This is a genomic window from Candidatus Thiodiazotropha sp. AKAK3, assembly GCF_058244645.1.
Window position 1 is genome coordinate 194,617 of sequence record NZ_JBSYOQ010000053.1, and the last position, 20,483, is coordinate 215,099.

At 48.6% G+C, this 20,483-nt stretch carries 17 protein-coding genes and 2 pseudogenes; 6 read left to right on the forward strand and 13 right to left on the reverse strand.

Annotated features, from left to right (window positions below; translation table 11 throughout):
- Positions 1–131 precede the first annotated feature (131 nt).
- Together AC4IE7_RS13340 and AC4IE7_RS13345 are read right to left on the reverse strand one after the other, a co-directional pair.
- Positions 132–896, reverse strand: a complete 765-nt coding sequence (locus AC4IE7_RS13340) for a tyrosine-type recombinase/integrase (RefSeq protein WP_490777341.1) — start codon at positions 894–896, stop codon at positions 132–134.
- 388 nt (positions 897–1,284) lie between these two features.
- Complete coding sequence (locus AC4IE7_RS13345) at positions 1,285–1,494, reverse strand: hypothetical protein (RefSeq protein WP_490777342.1); 210 nt, start codon at positions 1,492–1,494, stop codon at positions 1,285–1,287.
- Here AC4IE7_RS13345 and AC4IE7_RS13350 point away from each other — a divergent pair.
- Entirely contained in the window at positions 1,478–1,699 is a 222-nt protein-coding gene (locus tag AC4IE7_RS13350) for a hypothetical protein (RefSeq protein WP_490777343.1), read from the forward strand. The genes AC4IE7_RS13345 and AC4IE7_RS13350 overlap by 17 nt on opposite strands.
- A pseudogene (locus AC4IE7_RS13355) lies at positions 1,698–1,814 on the forward strand (hypothetical protein); the annotation flags it as partial. The gene AC4IE7_RS13350 and the pseudogene AC4IE7_RS13355, both read left to right, overlap by 2 nt.
- Positions 1,815–1,990: 176 nt before the next feature.
- Here AC4IE7_RS13355 and AC4IE7_RS13360 read toward each other — a convergent pair.
- From AC4IE7_RS13360 to AC4IE7_RS13370, 3 genes are all read right to left on the reverse strand, one after another.
- Positions 1,991–4,927 carry a LamG-like jellyroll fold domain-containing protein gene (locus tag AC4IE7_RS13360; protein WP_490777344.1) on the reverse strand — a complete coding sequence of 979 codons (2,937 nt, stop codon included), beginning with the start codon at positions 4,925–4,927 and terminating at the stop codon, positions 1,991–1,993.
- 67 nt (positions 4,928–4,994) lie between these two features.
- Entirely contained in the window at positions 4,995–5,606 is a 612-nt protein-coding gene (locus AC4IE7_RS13365; protein ID WP_490777345.1) for a cohesin domain-containing protein, read from the reverse strand.
- A 736-nt stretch (positions 5,607–6,342) separates the two neighbouring features.
- The gene (locus tag AC4IE7_RS13370; RefSeq protein WP_490777346.1) at positions 6,343–7,401 is read right to left on the reverse strand and encodes a tyrosine-type recombinase/integrase; all 1,059 of its coding nucleotides are present in this window, start codon (positions 7,399–7,401) and stop codon (positions 6,343–6,345) included.
- Positions 7,402–7,625: 224 nt separating this feature from the next.
- On the opposite strand from AC4IE7_RS13370, the gene AC4IE7_RS13375 reads away from it, so the two are divergent.
- From AC4IE7_RS13375 to AC4IE7_RS13390, 4 genes are all read left to right on the forward strand, one after another.
- Entirely contained in the window at positions 7,626–8,672 is a 1,047-nt protein-coding gene (locus AC4IE7_RS13375) for a DNA-binding protein (RefSeq protein ID WP_490777347.1), read from the forward strand.
- On the forward strand, positions 8,673–9,518 hold the full coding sequence (locus AC4IE7_RS13380) for a ParB/RepB/Spo0J family partition protein (protein ID WP_490777348.1): 846 nt from the start codon (positions 8,673–8,675) through the stop codon (positions 9,516–9,518).
- A gap of 95 nt (positions 9,519–9,613) precedes the next feature.
- The gene (locus AC4IE7_RS13385) at positions 9,614–9,838 is read left to right on the forward strand and encodes a hypothetical protein (protein WP_490777349.1); all 225 of its coding nucleotides are present in this window, start codon (positions 9,614–9,616) and stop codon (positions 9,836–9,838) included.
- A 222-nt stretch (positions 9,839–10,060) separates the two neighbouring features.
- Positions 10,061–10,603, forward strand: a complete 543-nt coding sequence (locus AC4IE7_RS13390; RefSeq protein WP_490777350.1) for a hypothetical protein — start codon at positions 10,061–10,063, stop codon at positions 10,601–10,603.
- 332 nt (positions 10,604–10,935) lie between these two features.
- Here the strand turns inward: AC4IE7_RS13390 and AC4IE7_RS13395 are convergent, their stop codons facing one another.
- The 8 genes and pseudogenes from AC4IE7_RS13395 to AC4IE7_RS13430 form a co-directional block, all read right to left on the reverse strand.
- Complete coding sequence (locus AC4IE7_RS13395) at positions 10,936–11,586, reverse strand: amidase domain-containing protein (protein WP_490777351.1); 651 nt, start codon at positions 11,584–11,586, stop codon at positions 10,936–10,938.
- Complete coding sequence (locus AC4IE7_RS13400; RefSeq protein ID WP_490777352.1) at positions 11,583–13,334, reverse strand: hypothetical protein; 1,752 nt, start codon at positions 13,332–13,334, stop codon at positions 11,583–11,585. Before AC4IE7_RS13400 ends, AC4IE7_RS13395 begins: the two co-directional genes overlap by 4 nt.
- Positions 13,335–13,741: 407 nt before the next feature.
- A pseudogene (locus AC4IE7_RS13405) lies at positions 13,742–14,902 on the reverse strand (IS30 family transposase).
- 176 nt (positions 14,903–15,078) lie between these two features.
- Entirely contained in the window at positions 15,079–15,357 is a 279-nt protein-coding gene (locus AC4IE7_RS13410; RefSeq protein WP_068994947.1) for a helix-turn-helix domain-containing protein, read from the reverse strand.
- Positions 15,354–15,566 (reverse strand): type II toxin-antitoxin system RelE/ParE family toxin, encoded by a 213-nt coding sequence (locus AC4IE7_RS13415; RefSeq protein ID WP_490777353.1) that lies wholly within the window; start codon positions 15,564–15,566, stop codon positions 15,354–15,356. Before AC4IE7_RS13415 ends, AC4IE7_RS13410 begins: the two co-directional genes overlap by 4 nt.
- Before the next feature lie 167 nt (positions 15,567–15,733).
- Positions 15,734–16,336 carry a tyrosine-type recombinase/integrase gene (locus AC4IE7_RS13420; protein ID WP_490777354.1) on the reverse strand — a complete coding sequence of 201 codons (603 nt, stop codon included), beginning with the start codon at positions 16,334–16,336 and terminating at the stop codon, positions 15,734–15,736.
- A gap of 453 nt (positions 16,337–16,789) precedes the next feature.
- On the reverse strand, positions 16,790–16,936 hold the full coding sequence (locus AC4IE7_RS13425; RefSeq protein ID WP_490777355.1) for a DUF6361 family protein: 147 nt from the start codon (positions 16,934–16,936) through the stop codon (positions 16,790–16,792).
- A gap of 32 nt (positions 16,937–16,968) precedes the next feature.
- A complete protein-coding gene (locus AC4IE7_RS13430; RefSeq protein WP_490777356.1) occupies positions 16,969–20,472 on the reverse strand; it encodes an ATP-binding protein in 3,504 nt (1,167 codons plus the stop codon).
- Positions 20,473–20,483 lie beyond the last annotated feature (11 nt).

The window sequence follows — 20,483 nt, forward strand, 5'->3', positions numbered from 1 at the left end:
GTTAATGCAATTTTTAAATTCCGATCAATAGGTTTTCCAAACTCGGGGCTTGATTAGGAGACACATGGTATTTAGTGATCTCTTGTTGGCTCAAGGGACAAGGTCATATCTTCACATCTCAGTGTAAAGGTTTAGTGAAAATCCACCCCGTCCAGAAAATGCGCCGCATCCACGGTGAGCACATTGGTGTAGATCTCGGTGCTATCTACGGAGCGATGCCCCAACAACTGACTCACCACCTTCAAAGGCCGCCCGTGTAATAAGAGATGCACCGCAAAGGCGTGCCTGAATGTGTGGCAGCTGATTCGAAAATCCGACCCCCCTACCCGCTCAACCAGGCTGTTGATATGCCGGTTGACTGTTTGACGCGCCATCGGAAAGATCCGCTCCCCCTTTCTAAACCGTCCCGCATACAAGTAGCTCTGGATCCGATCCTGCAACAACAGATCCGCAATCGGCACATACCGCTTCACCGATCGGGCCAACGCTGTCTTCTTCGGCCGCCCCGGCCGCTGTTTTAGGGTACTGAGGACCACGCCATAGCCGTACCCGTCCTCAATAAAGCTACTCGGCGTCAGAGCCAGGACTTCGGAGACCCGCGCCCCGGTGGTCCACATCAGGTCCAGGATGAGGCGGTAGGTGGGGTGTTTTTCGGCATCGAGCAGCCCCAAAATCTCGGGTTTGAGGAGATAGACCGGCATCTGTTCGACGGTTTTGAGGATCAGGGGGCGCTTGGCGATGAGCCTGTCCCAATCGATGTGCACGGACTGGATAGGAAAGACGTCATGGAGGGGATCTAACGGCCGCAACAACCCACCCCGCCTGGCCGGCTGGGGGACCGGATATGGCCCATCGCTGAGGCTCTTTTGCACCTTTATCCTAAGTCCTTTTGTCACATCTCGAACCCCTAGTATAGCCGCTTTGCTGCCCCCTGTGTGCCGAATCCCCTGCCCTTGCAGCCCCCATTTAAAAGAGACAGAAGTGGTGCTTTGGGTGCAATATCGACGAGATTAACCCCATACGTCCGACCGCCCATTTGGTAGACGCTAGCTGAACCTATGGGGAACTGGCCATGGCTGACTTGGTGCGGGTGAAGGAAAAAAACATCGAGAAACCGACCGATGGCTTTCAGACACACTCGATGGCGGCCGGATCTGCCTGGTCTTGGATGCCCCCCCTTCTCCCTGCAGCGCTTAATGGGGGACCCGGTAGAAACGCCCCAAACTCGGCCCTAGTCCGAGTGACGTGCGTGGCGGTGCATCAGCCTACAGCCCGGCTGATTTTTTATTTCGACCGTTTAAAAAACAGGGTGTGACGGCGGCTACCCCTCCCCTGCGCACGATTCAGCAGGAGATGGGCCATGAGTGCCCCAAGAGCACGGCGATCTACACCCAGCTCTCCTCCTATACCCAGCAGGATACCGATCGGCGCATCAACGGCCTGATAGGGCGGTTGCGCATTCTCTGGGGGGCTTGATATGGCACTGCAAAGCATTGTCCACCGCTATCGTGAGCGGTTTGTGGCTCAATTCGGCCATGCTCTGAGCGCCGACCAATGGTCGGCCTTAAATGTCATTGGCGCCTGTCGCCAGGGGCCTTACGGGGGACTGCTATTGAGCTGCCACCACTGCCACCCTCAGGCCGAGGTGGTGCTCGTGCAGTCACCGCGCCTGCAATCAGTGCCAATATCACAGTGTTGAGGCCTGGTTTGAGCGACAGCGCCAAAGGCAGCTGCCGGTAAACTACTATCTGGTGATGTCCGCGTGTTGCTGCTTCATGATTCGATTCCTCCATTCAAGGGAAAGGAATCATTAGTATTGTCGATTTACGGTACGGTCACTTTCGCGACCAAAGCGGACGATAAGGGCTGACTCAGCAGATTTCTACCATGTTGCCAGTAGCAGTCTTTGAATTAGTAAGTTAGTTGCCTCCAACCTGTTCCCTGGAGAAATTCACAAATAAACCCCCGAGTAATTCGGGGGTTTATTCTGCTACTCTTGCAGGCAAGTAGCCCCTCTTGGGTTCGTAAATAGGCCAACCAGACTCCGTGCGTCGGCGCGATTTACAATACCATCTTCATTAAGATCATGTTTAGGATCATTAGGTTCCCCATTACGGATATCTGTCATCAGGATGTTATAGTCGCCTCTATCTACACAAGCATCACCATTGAAGTCACCTATCATTGATGGTATCAGAACAACTGTTGTTGAGGTGTCTGGTATTGTTGGTGCTTCCTCGAGGTTGCCCGTCCCATCTCGGGCTATGCTATAGAAATCATACGTCTTGCCATCCTCTCCGCTAAAAACACCCATCGTATCAGCCGTATTGGTGAGCCACTGCGTGTATGACGCACCATCTTCAGACACATAGATCGTGTAATCACGGATGCCGGCTCCCATGTCGGTACCATCCCACTGTACCTCGAAGTCTGCAGACGTCTGTATTGTGTCGAGGCCAATCACAGTACTACTTGGAGCGTCATTATCCAATGTATTACACCAATCTGGAGTCACTATCGGTTCGTTTGTATCGAAGACGATATTTGCCTTATTACAAATCTCTGTTCCAGTTGGTAGATCTTTAGGTGTAATTGTGAAAAGAACACTACCATCTCCCTCTGGTGGATTGACATTCGGCGGAAGAAATCCTTCACGAGGATCAACAGGAGGATTTCCTGTCGCTGGATCAATTGTTCTGAATCGCCAAGACAAAAACCCATTTTCGGGATTCAGGTTACCTGTGATACGCACTAAGATATTCTCAAGTATCCGCCCAGGAACAACAACATCTGTTGTAAAATTCATCAGACCCTTAGGTGGATTGACAAGTGTATCCCCAAACGATATTGGGCCAAAGTTAAAGTCATTTAGGATTAAACTTGTATTGTTTAGTTGATCTGCGATAAACACATCCTGAGCGGGTGCAGTTGCCGTCTCGTAATTCTCAAAGAAGATCGAGTAACGTAGTGGCTCTTCACCTGAGAGATACTTTTCTGCTCCATAACCATTCGGTCCTACTTTATCATTTGGATCAAAGGACTGAATAACTGTAATATCCTTCGAAGTGCCAGAATCCCACAATGGGCATATTCCATCTCCACTGAACGACCAATTAAGCCTGCCAGTATCACTATGCAATGGACAGGCGCTTCGACTTGATTTTATTCCGTTAGAATCGCATGGCACCCATTGCCCTCCAACAAGACTGACAGGAAAAAGATTAAGTGTTGGGAAGTGCCATATAATATAGTATCTTCGCTCTCCATTAACAGGTGGTGACATTAGGAGATTTGCATGATGACAGGCATTTTTAACCGGTAACCAGGACCAATCATGAAGGGGTGAGTTTTCCTGATCCATTTCTTGATTAAGGAATCCTCCATATTCATCAGCAGCTCCCGAACAAGCCCGAATCAGTGTCAATGGATTACCATTCCAAAACACATCGTCCGCAAGCTCTAGCGCTCTTAACAGCGCGCTTGTGTCTTGCGTATTAAATGAGCATTCGGCGCCATCTTTACCAACAGCCTCCACTGTTCCATCCTTGATGTAGGTATTTAGAGTAAAGCTAGAATTAGAAACGGCCGTCAGTTCAATAGGAAAAAACAGCTGCTGTCCTGCGCTAATCTCTGGAATTACAGAAGAGAGAGTTTTTTCCTCAATAAATCTGAATATTGATTTATCTATACCGCTACCTTCAAGCTCGTTTGGTACGGAATCGAAAGGCAATGGAAACAATGCTCTAGTTTCTACGTCATGTGGGATTCCTCCCAACATTATGGAAGCATTATATTTATCTACATTACTACTGTTTCCGACTGTAATATAAAATGTTTGAGGTCTTCCTGGTCTTATCAAGTTCAAGCCTACAACATCAATCCATAGATCTTGAACAATCCCGGCCTCAACAGTAAATCCTTCTTCCAGGGTGCTAACGGTATTACTAGGACTCTCGATTACTACATCCCGCAATCCACGTGCCTGGTCGCTAAGGTCGAAAGAGGTAGTTATAACTCTACCGTCATGTTCTACTTTGACAAACTCACCGACAATATCTGGCTCACCGGGATAAACCAGTTTAACAGAGGTGCCTTCCTCGAAAACTCCTCCTGTGATCGTGACAGTAACCCTACCTGTATCACCTCCAGCGACCGGACGTATTTGAAGTTCCTTGCACTTACCTTCGCCACCAGCATCACTAATCGCACGAAGCTCATCTTCTGATAGTGCACGGTTATAAATCGATACCTCATCAAGTCGACCGTTCATGAAACCAAGAAACTCGGCTTGGCCAATTGTCAAAGGCGCACTAGAATTAGGGATTATGCGTGTATCTGTTGTTGACGCAGCAGGCTCCCCATTGACATATATCGTATATAGGCTGCCATCACGCGTGATGGCTAAGTGATACCATTCACCAACAGTTGGTGAAAATGGAGCGCGGGGAAAGAAACGGCTACCTGTACTACGCCCATTGATATGAAAGTTGAGAGCACCACCACCAAGCGCAAAGAACCACTTGTTTCTTGTTCCCGGTCCATCATCATGGCCAATGAATATATCGCCAGGATGTCCTATCGAGCCTCCCCCAGCCGCATCGAAGTTGGCCCAAAACTCAAGGGTAAAGTTGTTACTTCCAAAAGACCATAGGTCGCTATCTGCAACAGCAACATAGTCATTTCGACCATCGAAGCGGAGGGAACCACCGACCATTCCATCAGCGGGAACCGGTCCATTCGTATGAGCGCCAGGATGGTTTCCTATACGGTCTTCCGCTGTTGCGCCTTCCGTTTCATCGAAAGGCCACCAGGCAATGATACCAGTGGGAGGCTGAACGCAAGATTGAGCAAATACATTAATAGGCAAAAGAAACAAAATAATCATCTGAAGCAAAAACAAACCACGTCCTTTGTTCTGGCTTTTCATCGCCTGTCTCCTTAATTTAAAAAGACAATGTCCTACGAATACTTCGTGAGATTTAAATTTATCTACGTTATGATCCTTTATGTCTTCTACATTTTAATCCCATAATGCCTACTAGCCCGCTGAGCATGAGTATGTATGTTGCTGGTTCCGGGACGGTGTGGTGCTCTGGCGTGACAGTGATGCTGGCAGTTTCCAATGTTGGATCCAGGATTGAAAAGCCTATGGCGTCACTTAGATCAATCAAACCGAATTCAAGCAGGCTGGTCCCTGCCGATGTAGCCATGAATGATAATGAGGCTAAAGTAAAGCTATCTGGCTGCAGGGAATCCAACTCGTAGTCAGAGAGAAAGGAGAATTCGTCCAAGGAAACTGAACCGGGCGTCACTGTCGTGACAATATCCGTTTCAAATAAAGATGGCTCTGTACTTCCAAGTAAATCTCCGTATGTCACTGACTCAAATGAAAGAGCTACATCATCAAAGACTATTTCAGTTAAAAATGCTCCGAGAGAAGGGGCTGAATAATCGCCAAGATCTGAGATGTTAAGATCGACTGAAGTCGTGCTACCGACACGAATTTCTTGTGACATGGGAACCAAGGTAATGGTTACTGCAACTCCATGTGATGAAAACAATGCAAGTGAGTAAAGGCTCAAAAAAAGAAGTATCTTTTTTTTCATAATCGAATCTCCATTTCATACCGCTATTTTTACGATAGACCCCTTTTAGAAAAAATCAACTAATACGAACTAAGCATCCTAGTTCGGCAAATAAATAACTGTTATCCAATCCTGCATAATTTTTAAGAATTGATTTAAAACTCAAGGGAGGACAAATTCAGATGAGGCAGTCTTCCCTGACAGCAGAAACGGAATTGTGAAGTTTATTTCCCAATAACCCTATTTATTGTATGCAAAATGTACGCCGTACTTGATAATTACAAAAAAAACATTTAGTTATGCTGATACGCTACTTGTATAAGGAAGAGGAATGTAAAAAATACTGACATTTACGATGAATTAGGAATCGGTATTATTACAAAGCCACCCACTGATATCAGGCAGTTACACTTCATTTCTTAAGTGGCTAAAGAAGTGTAATGTTTTCCGACACTTCACCCTTTCACTTTAAATCCAGATCATGCTGAACCTCTGTGCACCTGCTTCCCTGATATTTCTACAACTGACATGCCTGTTTTTATGTCCGCTATTGGCCGAGGCTGTGTGAAAACTCACTAGGAATAGAGCAGTAAGCGCTCTCTCGTGAGATCTGGTATATTTTGTAATGCTGAACCACCTTTCTTGGGCGACAGAGCTTCATTTTTGATGTAATTTCTTGATCAGCTCGACTAGTGGATAGTTTTCACACAGCCTGGGCCGGAAGCACTCATTCGATGCTCTGAATTGGAGCATACAATCAACGACGCTGTTGTAATACCGATAGCTCAGCAATCCCGGATTGGTCTGGTGTCAGCTTCCTTCCGTAGTAGGCAGGCATCTCAGGGCGCTCCCAATCCCCCGCGAGCATGACCCGGCCGATATCGATGCCGGCGGCCAGCAGGTCCTGGCAGGCCCCGATCCGGCAGGCGTGCCCGCTGAATCCCCGCGCATCCCGGCCGGCCGCCTGGGCCATCCGTTGTACGGCCCGATTCACCCCCTTGGTACTGATCGGCGCCTCGAGGACATCGCCGCTCTTCGTCACCCCCCGGAAGATCACTCCCTGTGTGATGCTGGCGAGCGCGCACCAGGCCTCAATGGCGGCCGCCGTGGTCTCGTGTATGAACTTGGTTTTCACGACCCCCTGCTGTGCGGTTGAACGCTTCTTGGACCGGATGACTCGCATCCGGTAACCGTTGCGATCCTGGCTCAGCCCCTCAATGGTCAAACGTTGTACCTCTGAGGCACGGAGCAGGCAATCGTACATCACCCGCAGCAGGGCGTTATCGCGCACGGCCCGAGTGCCCTCCCCCAGGTTGGTCAGCCCGATGCTCAAGGTCTTCCAGCGCAGGCCTTCGGACTGAAGGGGCTCTGAGATATCGTCCCGATAGAGCCGCTCAAAGGTCAATGTCACATCCTCGTCGGTGACAGGATTGGCCAGATTGACTGTCTTGTGTGCCTTGGCGATCGAGGCCAAGTAGCGACGCACCGTCGACTTGGCCTTGATCTCGGCTTGGTCGACAACGAAGTCGGCCACCGCCCGGGGTGTCGTCGGCAGGACCGGCAGTTCCCGAGCCCGGCACCACTCGAAGAACAATCGGAGATCCCCGCACAGGGCCCGGTAGGAGTCGTCCGATATCGCCCCCCAGGCCTTGGCCAGGTAACGGAACAGCTGCACCTTGGCCGCCCACTGACCGGGGATCTCTCTGTCCTCCGGCGCCGGCCAGTGGGGACTGAGCCGCTCCCAGGCAGGACAAGTAGGTAGCTGGTCCCGAGGGAGTTCAATCAGGGTCGCGACCGAAGTAAGCAGTTCGTTCATGGGGCCTCCAGGTGGTAAATGCCGGCCGCCGACCCTCCGGGAGGGTCTCGGTGATTCAGAAACCCAGGATAGGGCAAAAACTGCTTTTTATCCATCTGATAATGGGAGTTATCAGACATATAGGCTTAAAATAATATCACATGATATTATTAAAATATCGAATATCTGATACTATATAGTACATATAGAACTTTTTGATCTCACTTTATAAAATGAGCCACACCATGCACCCTGCTCCCGAGACACAGACCGACACCCTCAAAACCGCCGACCAGGTCGCCCTCGCCGCCCACAAACTGCTCCGCCAAGGGCAAGGCCAAGCGATCACCCAACGCAAGATCTATGAGGCCATCGGCAACCGGGGCTCCATGAAAACCATCCAGCAGGCCCTGGGGGATTTTTGGGCCGACCTGGGGACCCACCTACAGCAGCTGGAGTACCTGCAGGGATTTCCACCCGAAGCCCTCACCCCCCTCCTGGAGGCCTTCGCCGGGATCCGCGCCCAGGCCGAAGCCCAGGCTCGATCGAATTACGAATCCGATACCCAAATGGCCCGTGAAGCGGTAGAGACCGCTATAACCGAACGACGCGCCGCCCTGGAGGCCCTGGAAACCGCCAAGGCAGAGATCCAAACCCTGCAACATCAGATTGAGCAGCTGGTGGAAAAACGCGATACCCTGCAGCAGCAACTGATCTCAGAGACCGATCGGCGCCAAGCGCTTGAGGCGCAAATCCCCACCCTCCATGAAGAGTTCCGGGTACGCCTGGAACAGGCCGAAAGCCAAACACAGCGTGCACAGATGGCCTTACGCAAGGAAGAGGAGCGCCACCAAGCCACCGAGCACCGACTGACCACGCTTTATGACCAGGAGCGTACTGCACGAGCACAGGAGCGTGTCGAAGCGGAGAAAACACAACAAACTTTGCAGATGAAGCTTGAGAATCTCAACCAAAGCTTCCTGGAGGCGAAACAGGCCAGTACCGAGCGCGCCAGTGAGCTGAGTCAAGAGGTCGCTCGACGCGCTGGCCAGGTCGAGCAGCTGGAGACCGCCTATCAGCAGCAGCAGACTCAACTGGCGTCTGTACAAGCCGAACGTGCCGAGCTCGCAGCAGCCCTGGCAACTGAACAGGCAGAGCGTCGGCATGACCAGCACCGACACGACGATTTGGAGCAAGCCTGCGCTAAACTGGAAACAGAGTGTCAGCAAAAGACCAAAGCCATCGAGAAACTCACCAAGCAGGTTGCTAAACTACCCAAGAAGGCGAAATAGATGGCCCTCCCTACCCTACCCTCCACCACAGACCCCACCGCTGGCCAGCTGCGAAATGTACCGGTCGACAAGATCAAGCGCGGTCGCTGGCAACCGCGACGACATTTTGATCCGGAAGCCCTGGCGGAGCTCACTGAAAGCATTGAGCAGCAAGGGGTGATTCAGCCGGTCGTGCTGCGATTCGACAAAACCGATGGGCAGTACGAACTCATTGCCGGAGAACGCCGCTGGCGCGCCTCGATGCAAGCCTACCTGCATGAGATCCCGGCTATCGTGCGAAACGATCTCACGCTCGCACAAGCCTGCGCTATGTCCCTGATCGAAAATGTCCAGCGTGAGGATCTGTCTGCGATCGAGGAGGCGCTCGGACTCCAACGACTGATTGAGGAGTTCAAGCTAACCCATCAGGAGGCAGCTCAATCAGTAGGTAAATCTCGGTCTCATCTGACCAATCTTCTCCGCTTGCTCGAGCTCTCCGAGCCAGTGCAAGCGCTCGTTGATAAAAAGAAGCTAGATGTGGGGCACGCCAAGACCCTACTCCCTCTACCCAGCCGGTACCAGATCGAGCTGGCCACAATGGCCATTCAGCGGGAATGGTCAGTCAAGGTACTGACAGAGCGCGTCAATGACATCAAGGCGATTTTATCCGGTCAGGCCAGTCGAACGGCACAACCGGATCGGGATCCCAACATCGATCGACTGGAACGGTTACTCAGTGAAAAATACTGCCTGCCCTGTCAGGTGACGTTTTCAGACAGCCAGGCCAAAGGCCGAGTGACGCTGACCTATCACTCCCTGGAAGAGCTGCAGGGGTTGCTGGAAAGTTGGGGGATTGATAAAAACTGACCATCTTAAGCCAGATTTTAGCCGCAGAGGCTCATGGATTGAGCCTCTCCATAAATATAATCGATGGTGAGAAATGCGAATTGAAGATCTTCAACATGATGAAATATTGGGTTAATAAGCAAAAGCGTCGCTACTATCGCGTCCATATGGACCGAGATCTCCTGGGAGATCTTACCCTCACCCGATCCTGGGGGAGTCTGGACAGTCGGTTGGGTCGAATTCAAAACGAGCTCATCTCGGATCTCAAACAGGGACGAAAAATCCTCGATGAGATCGGCAAATTACGAGTCCGTCATGGCCATATCGTCGCTCGAGGTTGATCGACTGATCAGATGAACAGCCGGCGTAGTTGCCCCCAGATGATTCGGAAAGGATGCGTTTCCATCCAGTGTTGGGTTTCCTTCAGGGATGATACCGCATGTTCTAGGGTATCGGTCTTTTCAATCATCTCATAAGCAAATGCATTGAGTGAGTATTCATTAATATTCTTAAGGGACTCTCGGAGAATCTGCCAGTAAAACCGCCTCATAGGAGTTTGCAAATTGGACTGTTCGTACATTATTGACTGGCTGATGATGCAAGATTGGGAGGCTTTAACTGGCATTGCAAGTGTTGTTATTGCACTTTGCGTTCTAGTGTTCACTGTATGGGCAGGATGGCGTACCCACGTACATAACAAGCTTTCAGTTAAGCCTCATCTAACCACATGGACATCAAGATGGCCAGAACAACAGAAATACAGTATACAGCTTGTCAACAATGGATTGGGTCCTGCTCTCATTAAGCGTTTTGTTGTCAGACTAGATAATAACGTTATAAAGGGAAAAGGTACGGAACCTCTGGATAGTGTAATCAGGGCATTGTTTACTGGCGATAAGTATAAATGTAAAACAGGTCTGCTTGATACAGGTTATTCGATGCCAGCTAATGAAGAAAAGACTATCGTCGATATACAGTTCTTGGAGCCTAATACCATTACACCAGATGAGCTCGAAGAAAAACTGAGTAGATGTGAGTTGGAAATTCAATATACAAGCTTCTATAACGATAAATTTTCTTTCATATCTAATCAAAACAATCAGTAGCGACTGGGCTGGTTTTAGTTGGAAACTTGCTTGGATTGGGTATGGGTTACACTAGGTGGTGTGCCGATGGGCGTTTTTGTAACTCCTTTCCCGGGTTACACCAGGCCCGGCATCGAGGGCGGGATCTGTGCCCCATCTGTATTTGAGGTCCGGCCGGGAAAAGCGTTGAATATAGCCACTTCACGCTTAACTTAATGGAATACAGTGAAATTATTAGTCTCCAGCCTGTAGCGATTCCTGAAGAATCACTTTGCTACAATGCAAAGTATTACTAATTAATTCATTGAGATATGGTTGCTTTTGGCGGATATGGTAGGAATCCCGGCCAACCCTCAATTAGAGTCGTAGATTCGAAATGCCCCTCCGAAGTTCTGATACCACGCAAGATCTCCAACCTCTTTCCCGCAACGCTCCCGAGAATGAGCATAATACAGTGTTTCCCGCTTATCTGGATCTCCTGCTACAGGTCGTGTCTCATGTACCAGCATTGCATGGCTGGGTCTAATACGAAATGTCTCAAGATAAGCCGGATCTCCATAAATAGCTTCGTCATAAGTAATAGGGTAGACATTCTTGTATTTATCACTAAGTTCACTCAATACTTTCACAATTTCAGTTACACGAACTGACAATTTGTCCTTACACTCATCTGGGCCGGACTCCCGCTGAATTGTGATACCGCCCTTGTGCAAACAATGAGACAGAAAATGAGCGCAGTCGCTCCGATTCACACCCTGAAAGTAGACGCCGCAGCTGTTCTTCTTCTGAGAGCAATACTTTTTTGCATACCGGATCGCTTCAAGATTTTTATATTTAATGTGAGGAATCCCGCCAATCTCCATCTTATCTCTGGATTCAATCAAGACGGTTTCAAAACGATACCACACTTCAACATGATCAAAGCGATCATCTTTTAAGCCAGAAGACTCACCTCGTTTTTCGTAATCTTCAGCCGCAATAGTTACCGACCCTGTTACAATCATTTTTCCTTGTCTCCATGTATGAAATCCACTTGAAAGATTTCTTCGAAACCGTCGCGGGAGCTAATGAAATGTATGATTTTGTAGTAATCCCCTGCCTCAAAGTCTGTTACATATTCTGATATCGGACCGGACCAAATTTCTCGGCCATTTAGTAAGTGTTTTACACCATTCTTTATGTAACTCATGCGCTCAATGACGGTATAACTTCCCATTTTCTGCTGAGTGGTTTGAATCTGACTCAGCACATCAGTGCCTGAAAGGGTTCGAATAACATTTTCATCTGTATCTTCGATATTAATGTAATCCAAGTTAGGTACTACATGCCCCGGAAACTCTACAATATCAGTTTGGAAGCGGAAGTTGTCTCCGAAATCATTGTTCTGGATCACTTGAATAGTTGAGAATACGCTTTGGAAACCACCAAAGACTGTTAGGCGCTGATCTTCTGAATTCCGAATTGTCCATCTACCATCAACACGTCTACCAAGGTCATCATATGCTTCCTCAATAATCCACTGAGCATTGTAGGAAATCCATCCTTTATTATTTTCGGAGTACCTAAACCGAATGGGATCAACCAGCGGTTGCATCATTGCCTTGTATTTATCGAGAAAAAGTTCCGTCTTCAGTAGTTTATCAATGATTTTTTCTGGTTCTTTTTCTCGGTACAGATCGATAGCCTCACTCAGATAGGCGACCGCACTAAGGTCCAATCGTTTGTTATCCGCAGCTGACCCAGAGAATTTATTGACATCCATATCGTCCTGTATGGTTAGATACAGATCATCATCCTCTTTCGGGGCATATTTGAAATCAAGGTGATACGACCAAGCTCCTTCAAGAGGGTTATCCTTATATCGATCGTAGACAAATCTGTGCGATAAAGCAACTGGATCATCAGGGTGCTCCCGACTTGGTCGTGAAATACCTGAGAATTTCACATCGAAAGGAAATGGTTCTATCAACTGGATCCAGTAGGACTCCTCAATACCTGAAGGGTCAGTCTGAATGGAATGCTCAATATGAGTGATAGATAGCTTGAACTGATCATTTGGTGCGGGATCAACTTCACCCCTCTCATTTTTCATATCGGTGACCATCACAAGTCTACCGTTTTGAATCTTGCCGGGCTTAACCACTATCTCGGTTTTACTTGTCCTTTTATCGGCAAGATCCACGAACAACCTGTGTTCCCCAATCGTAGCTTCAGAACCATCAACCTTGAACAGTGCAGCGCCATCAAGCAGGTAATAGTTGTTGAGGTTTTCCTGTAAATGGTTTGTCAACTCTCGAATGATGCTTGGATTTAAGCTGGGTCTAGAATCAGTTGATCCCAATTCACGCTGATACAAATATGCTGCTGACAAATAGCTTGCCATATTTTCCTTTCGATTAAGCAACTTGTTCAATCCTGTCAGACTTCGTTTTTTGATAAGGTGATAATACTCTGGCTGCATGAATGTCTCGTATGCTGCCAGTACATTTCTAAGTGATGCCTCCATATCAACATTCGAGAAACTGGTCTTTACCTTCTCATTGCCCACTCTCTGCTCATAAGTACCCGTCCATTTATTGTTAAGAACTGGCTTAAAGAGATGTTCCACCTCATTCTTAATGCCTCTCTCCTGGGTAAGTGAAAGTTGAGAGCTCAACACTTTCTCTGTGTTAATAGCCCAGGAAACAATACGCCCTTGAGCAGGATCCAGCCCCTTACCAAAATAGACTTTGTCATTAAGAGATTTATTCATCTGCAAAAGAATATAATTGATAGCTTTTTAGTATGAAAATGATCCATCACAAATTCCCCGTAAGTTTTAACATGCTAAGTTGATTTCAAGTTAATCCTTAATAAAATAATGTAGCCTTATATTAAATATCACACCAAGCCATATATTGCATCTATATAGCTATAACTTGCTATTAGCTTTTAAGCTTTTAGTTAATTGCTTAATTTAAAAATGTCAGTTTAGAATCAACAGTTTTCAATACGGCGAAAATGGGACTTTTCGGACTAAAAAACTGACATGAAGAAGAGGGAGTCTGAATAGTACGAGGCATCCCTTGTCCCTTTATTATTTTAATTAAGTCTATGTCCTGGCCGCGAACAATTCCAGTCTTTTAACTGGGTATTGAATGTCCGCTTCGGGCTGCGGGTTCAACCAGTCGACGCAACACATGCATTAAATCTTTCAGCTAGTGTTTCGTAGTTTAACGTCTTCCTTGGACGTGCATTTAACTGCCTGGCAACAGCATTTAGTTTAGCTTGTGTGTAGCTCGAAAGAGCGATTCCTTTAGGGAAATACTGTCTCAATAGTCCATTGGTATTCTCGTTCGAACCACGCTGCCATGGTGACTGAGGATCACAGAAGTATACCTGCATGTCCGTCGCCAATGTAAAGCGCTTGTGTGCAGCCATCTCACTACCCCTGTCCCAAGTAAGTGACTTGTACAGTTCTTGCGGGAGCTTATGAGCTTGCTTTATTAATGCTTTTACAACGGTCTCGCTGTCTTTACTATCGACCTTCACTAGCATCAAGTAGCGAGAATGACGTTCAACGAGCGTCGCAATCTGACTATTGTGACTACCACAGATCAAATCACCTTCCCAGTGACCAGGTACCGCACGGTCCTCTACTGAGGCAGGACGTTCACTAATCGATATAGCGTCTGTGATCTGGCCATGATCTGGTGTCTTCTGAGTATGATGGCGTGACCGACGCATGACTCTTGGTCGTCATAAATACTGTGCGGGTTCCTTTTTCAAGGCACCACGCGCCTGAATATAGAGGCTGCGATAGATGGTTTCGTGTAACACCTGGTAGTTCTCATCATCAGGATAGAAACGTTTGAGCCACCCGGCAATCTGCTCGGGAGCCCACGACGACTGGAGCTTGCTTGCTACGATGCGTGCTAAGGCTCGGTTCTCTACCAGTTTACCGATCTTTGGGCGACGTGCACGCTCCCAGGCTGCCTCATCGGCCTGATTCGCTTGGTAGCTTTGCCGACCACCATTACGTTGTATTTCGCGGCTAATGGTGGATGGCGAACGGCCAAGTGACGAAGCAATCGAGCGAATCGAGAGACCTGTTACCACTGCACGCGATATCTCTTCACGCTCTGCCATGGTGAGTGCCAATCTGGAACGATGGCGGACTGCAGGACGTATACCGCCAGTTTCAGCAAGGATTCTTTCGATTGATGGGTGATGCCGATCAAACAGATTAGCAATCTTTTCCAGGGAGTCCCCTTTCTGCCAGCGCTCCCACATCAATGTACGCTGTTCTTCGGTGTAATGGATTCGTGGTCTTCGTGTCATCAACACACTCCTTCTACCTATGTAGAATGTAGTATGTTGTGTTGACCGATTGAATCCACAGTCGAAAGCGGAAATTCTCTAATACCATTTATTTCCATCTTTCACTTTTTGTACGAATCCCTCAAGCATAATGAAAGCTAGTGTTCAACAAAATTTCCAGACCGAACCCATGGCCATCATGCAGCTATTTCGATTGATACGTGTAATCCTAAACGATGCGCGATATCTACCAGAGTATCCAATCGGAAGTCACTGATTTTTCCCTGGCTCAAGGCACTGACTCGTGGCTGAGTGATGTGCAACAGCTCTGCAGCTTCACTTTGCCTTAGTTTTCTGGATGTTAACTCTTCGTTAATCGCTATTAATAGTGCCGATCTCAATTTTAGGTTTTCAGCCCGAATAGGATCATCTTCCAAGGCATCCCACACACTTTCATATCGGTTTTCTTTGCTCATTTATAAAACCTTTGAACTATTTCTTTAAGCGCTCGTTTAGCTATTTCAATATCGGGCATTGGCGTTTTTTGTGTCTTTTTTCTAAAAGCGTGTAAAACATAATTTGTCTCGTCGAATTTCGCGATATAAATAACACGCCACTGCCCTTCTTGCTGGATGCGAATTTCACGCACTCCTTGTCCGATTGAAGTCATCGGCTTCCAGTCCATGGGTCCAGTCCGTTTTGTACTCTATCCAATTGATGACCCGCCTCACGTTTAATCTCGACAGGAAATTTGCGAATCACTTCTAACGAGCGCCCTACGAATACAATCCCTTTCAAAGTATACTCCTAGATATATAATATACAAGTAACTATATATGGCTGGTGGTTAACTCATTGAAACGATGGAATATAGTGGATCTGTGGTGGTACTAAGCTGCAACAGGTAGCTTTGAATGCATGATCTATCCTTCTGTCCCAAGGGTCTATATAGATAAGTGACATATCAGGGCTGGAATGCCCCAGGACTCCCTGGATCAGTTCTAGGTCATGGCCCTTGCGGTCCAGCCAGGTTGCCAAGCTACGCCGCCCTGAGTGGCTGGATCCCCCATTGACACCTGCCTGCTTGATAAGCTCATGAGCCAAATTCTCAAGAGAACCGCAGACCATTGTCTCTTTTAACTTACCTTCTATATCCCGGTACCGCTTTATGTTAAACGCCAGTTTTTGCCATCGCTTGCCCTTCAGAGAGAGAAACACAGGGCTTTCTGGTGATAAACCACCGTAGGCGCCATCAGGGGACAGCATGACTCGATTCTGAAGTCGCTGCGCCTTGAGGTTACTAAGTGCTTCACGTTGCTGTGGGACCAATATGTAGATTGTTTGAGGCTTGCCGGTTTTGGTGTATTTGGCCGGTATTCTGAATGCCTCCTTCAGGTCCCCAGTCGGGAAATAGATATCTTTGATTGTCAGTTGAGCGGCCTCATTAATACGCAACCCACTGCCAAAGCATCCAGATCAGCGCAACATTTCTTATGCCTGTTTCTCCACGCGATGCTGCCCATAGAATATGAGCAAGCTGCTTGGGTTGTTCGATAATCTGTGCTTGTCCAGATCCGGTAATTATTTCTTTCTTGAGTCGCCTGACGGGCCTGTTTGCTCGCATGGGTCTCCCGCAAATATCACGAATTCAATCATATCGGGATCTGTGATACTGGTAATTTTCAAAGTCCCGATATTACTCAAACCTAGCAAATCCGGGCCTTCATGGGAATATTTCCTGTAGAGAAACCACCTATAAAATATGGCGATGCTCGGTCCATCCCTGTTGGACCGAAGAATTTACAACTCTGTTATCGAAGGCTCTTCAGCTGATCGAACGGACTGCAAACATGCTTGTGATCAGGCGTGATGTGGGTATAAATCATCTTAGCGATGTATCCATGATTTTTACCGGTTCGTCCCCGCGCATGCGGGGAACACTGTTCCAATGCCAAGCTCATCCCGCGTGTCTTGTTCACGGAACAGATCAACGACATCGAGCGCTTTACGACGGTCGCTTTCTGAATGATCTAGCCAGGCAAATGTTGACGACATTGATTACTAGCCCTTTTTAACAATCAGTCTTGTTACAAATCATGTACTTGCACCGCCCCTTGCAATTGCTTTGACTGCTCGACAACCTGTGAATGATGGGTAAACAGGATAACTTGCGTCTTTTCTGCTAATTCAGCCAAAGCATTCAATGCAGCTTGTGAACGTGCATCATCAAAGTCCACCAATACGTCGTCCACAATGAAAGGCATGGGCTCTGCACTTTCCATATATTTTTCGAGAGAGGCCAGACGCAACGCCAGGTAGAGCTGATCCCGCGTCCCTGAGCTCATCCCCTCCACATACACACGCTCTCCCCCTGAGCGAATACCGGCAAGGACAGGCTCATCCTTTTCATTAAAGTCAGTCATGAGCCCATCGAAAGCCCCAAGCGTTAGTGCACAAAAGTGTTCGCTAGCTCGCTTGACCAGCGGACCCTGATTCTCTCTGCGATAACGGTCAATCTGGTCACGCAAGATCTTGCCAGCCAATTTTACCTGCACGTAACGCTCAGCATCTGAACGGATGCTGGCAAGTATTGCCTGAGCCTGATCAGCGAGCAGTGCTGCATGATCGCTGCCATCCATGAGCTCCAGCTCTTTTTCCTCGCGCCCTTTTGTTTCAGCCAATTCTGTCCGCCTGGATTCGAGCTCATCCTCGATCTTATTGTTCAACTCTGTGATTCGCCCGGGCAGACTATCTGGATCGACACCCTCCGCCTGCACCTCCAGCTCCGCAATGGTGACGCCTTCACCGGCTTCCAGGATCTCTTTCTCAATCGAAGAGATCGTCTCCTTGATTCGAAGATAATCAGCCGAGCGGCGTTCCGCTGCTTCAAGTTGATCATGGGTGTCACATTTTGCTTCTACACATAATGCATCAAGCCGATCCGTCATGGTCTGGATAGATGCGTTCGAATCCTGTATTTCCTGCGTCGCCTGTTCAATCTGTTCTTCAATCTGTTGCCGCTTTGTCTGTCTTGATCGGTTTTCCGATAACAGTGAGTTGAGACGTACGACGGCATCATCCGCGGGCAAATCCACCAGTTCCGGAGCAATCGTGGCGACCAAGGCCTCTACCTGGCCGCCGAACGCCGCAACGTCTTCGTCGATGGCATTGATCCGTATTCGCAGTTTTTCTGCTTCGCTCTGTTTCGAGAACAATGCTCTGAGGTGTTCAATGAAATCATCAACTTCCGATGGTGAGCTCTCGGCTCGCAGACCAAGGCTCTGTATCAGATCACTCCACTGCGCCTTCCATTTATCAAGTGCCTCTGTTGCCAATCGATGCTCATCGCTCAACGATTCAACATCGGCTTCCCGGTCATTGACCTCCTTACGCAGTAAATCGTGTTTTCGTTTGGATTCATCAAGCTGACTGGCTAACGTTTCGCATTCCAGGAGTACAGTTTCAAGCTCCTCCGATGTGGATCCCGCTCTTTCCAGTCCAGCCAGCTGCTCATTAAGCCGTTGGATGTGCGTGGTGCGATTTTGCTCGAGCTCACTCACTTTCTGACGAAGTAGATTGAGCTGTACCACCTGATCACGAAGTTTTTCAAACTCATCCAGCCAGGCCCGCATCTCTCGCGGACTGCGTAGGTCAATCTGGCAAGGAGTCCACAATGCCTGCCAATCCGCATCCAGTTGAGCTTTTTCAGCGCTTGTTGCTTCAAGCTGCTCATCAATCTGCTGTCCTTGCTGTTGCCCGCCCTCCTGCTTGGCCTGAAGGCTTGCCAATGCATGGACTCGATCAGCTTCACGGCGTAGACGATCAGACACTTCATCAGCTTCAGCAAGTCGGATTTCGAAGGCATCCGGCAATGTACCCTCACCCTGGTGTTCACTTGCTTCAGCTGACACATCCTCACCATCCACCCACTGCCGGCGCAGCAACTGCCAAACCACATCACGTTCGGATCTGGCATCGGTGAGGACAGATTCTGTCGGCACCTCCCCGACACGTTTGATCTCATTGAGTCTCTGCGAGGTATCCTGTAAGGCGTCGACGAGCTCCTCTTTTTTCTCTTCAAGCCGCTGAATGCGTTTCGAGAGCTCGTCATAGTTTTCTTCAAAGTGACGGATACTTTCACGGCTGGGTAATTTCAAACCGGACACCGCCTCCAGCTCCCCTTCCCATAGCGTGAGCTGTGCAAGATCCTCAGCACACTCTGTCTGAAGGCTGGTAAGTTGACTCTGAGTCGACTGGATCGAGGCATCCAATTCCCCCTGTTTCCTCGCGGCAGCAATGGCCCGGTGCAAACCGTTGGTGTTGCCTGATTCGGTGATCTCATCGCGTTCTTTGCGAGCTGACTTAAGTCGCTTCTCTGTCTCACGCAGGCTGGCTTTTGCCTGCTCTACCCGAGCGTTCAGCACAGCATTTTTACCGCCCAACTCGGCAATGCTCTGTCGCCTTGCCACTATAGGGCGTAATTGCTCAGTAGCATTCAGCTCGAGACCAGGACGAATTTCTTTGAGGATAGAGCCAGCATCTGTCAATAATTGCTGGGCTTCCGCTTCGAGATGCGGTCGGTCTTGCAGCGCTTTTCGATGTCCGCCCAGGCGAGCATGGAGATCTTCAATGATCTCTGCTTGCTCCAGCAATCCCTGGTTTGTTGATAATTCTTCGAGCTGTTTCTGCAAACCTTCAAGACGCGGGGTAGCCTTACCAAGAATGGCCTGAGCGGTCTCCAAGGCATTCACCGCTTTCCGACGACGGTCAGTAAAATCATCCGGCAGGACGACAACTGGTTTATCTGAATTGGCACCCAACAATTCCAGTTCCAGCAAAAACTCACGACGCCGAGCCAATTTCGGTAAAACACGCTGAATACGTTGTAAACGATTTACCTCAATCCGGTTGTCCACCAGTTTGGATTGAACAGCTTCAAGTTCCTTGGTTGTACGTCCCAAGGCACGCCTATGCTCCTCCCACTCTCTGGATGAAAGTGAACTTTGTCTAATCTCGCTTCTGAGATCTGTATGTGCACGGATGGCTGAGTTGATTACTGGTTTTGAACCTGCCGGGAGAAAAAGCCGCTTGGTCTCTGCATCAAGCTCGCCAAGGACAGCATGGAGCGCATGGCTGCCAAGCGCTGCTGAAAAAAGCGCTTGCCCGACCTCGCCCTTCTGCTCCAGTATTTCCTGCCCGCCCTGGATCAATGCCTGGTGATCAATCCCAAAGAGAGTTTCAAAGAGCTCTGAACTCACACCGCTAAGAAACGGTGCCAATACCCGTTCATCCAGCACCTCATCGTCCGGAGTCAATAGCGTGTTTTTCCGGCCTTTGCGCCGAACAAATCTGAGCTCATGCCCATCACCTGTCAGTAAGATTCCGTGGATACGGAGCTTGTCATTGGCATGAATAAAATTGTCCGCAGTTCGTTCGTCTATCCCATAAAGCAAGGATTTCAGACCTCGCAGGGCCGAACTTTTCCCAGCTTCATTAGGGCCGTAGACGATATGGAGCCCTGTTCCATCAAAAGCCAATACCCTCTCGGTAAACGGACCGAATGCAGCAAGATTTAATTCAATTATTTTCATGCCGATTCCAT

Excerpts from the sequence above, each read along its gene's own strand:
- AC4IE7_RS13345 (WP_490777342.1), bottom strand. The coding sequence starts at position 1,494 with ATGCTTTGCAGTGCCATATCAAGCCCCCCAGAGAATGCGCAACCGCCC.
- AC4IE7_RS13400 (WP_490777352.1), bottom strand. The coding sequence starts at position 13,334 with ATGAATAAATCTCTTAATGACAAAGTCTATTTTGGTAAGGGGCTGGAT.
- AC4IE7_RS13395 (WP_490777351.1), bottom strand. The coding sequence starts at position 11,586 with ATGATTGTAACAGGGTCGGTAACTATTGCGGCTGAAGATTACGAAAAA.
- AC4IE7_RS13385 (WP_490777349.1), top strand. The coding sequence starts at position 9,614 with ATGATGAAATATTGGGTTAATAAGCAAAAGCGTCGCTACTATCGCGTC.
- AC4IE7_RS13370 (WP_490777346.1), bottom strand. The coding sequence starts at position 7,401 with ATGAACGAACTGCTTACTTCGGTCGCGACCCTGATTGAACTCCCTCGG.
- AC4IE7_RS13415 (WP_490777353.1), bottom strand. The coding sequence starts at position 15,566 with ATGGACTGGAAGCCGATGACTTCAATCGGACAAGGAGTGCGTGAAATT.
- AC4IE7_RS13430 (WP_490777356.1), bottom strand. The coding sequence starts at position 20,472 with ATGAAAATAATTGAATTAAATCTTGCTGCATTCGGTCCGTTTACCGAG.
- AC4IE7_RS13365 (WP_490777345.1), bottom strand. The coding sequence starts at position 5,606 with ATGAAAAAAAAGATACTTCTTTTTTTGAGCCTTTACTCACTTGCATTG.
- AC4IE7_RS13350 (WP_490777343.1), top strand. The coding sequence starts at position 1,478 with ATGGCACTGCAAAGCATTGTCCACCGCTATCGTGAGCGGTTTGTGGCT.
- AC4IE7_RS13410 (WP_068994947.1), bottom strand. The coding sequence starts at position 15,357 with ATGAGCAAAGAAAACCGATATGAAAGTGTGTGGGATGCCTTGGAAGAT.
- AC4IE7_RS13360 (WP_490777344.1), bottom strand. The coding sequence starts at position 4,927 with ATGAAAAGCCAGAACAAAGGACGTGGTTTGTTTTTGCTTCAGATGATT.
- AC4IE7_RS13425 (WP_490777355.1), bottom strand. The coding sequence starts at position 16,936 with ATGTCGTCAACATTTGCCTGGCTAGATCATTCAGAAAGCGACCGTCGT.
- AC4IE7_RS13375 (WP_490777347.1), top strand. The coding sequence starts at position 7,626 with ATGCACCCTGCTCCCGAGACACAGACCGACACCCTCAAAACCGCCGAC.
- AC4IE7_RS13380 (WP_490777348.1), top strand. The coding sequence starts at position 8,673 with ATGGCCCTCCCTACCCTACCCTCCACCACAGACCCCACCGCTGGCCAG.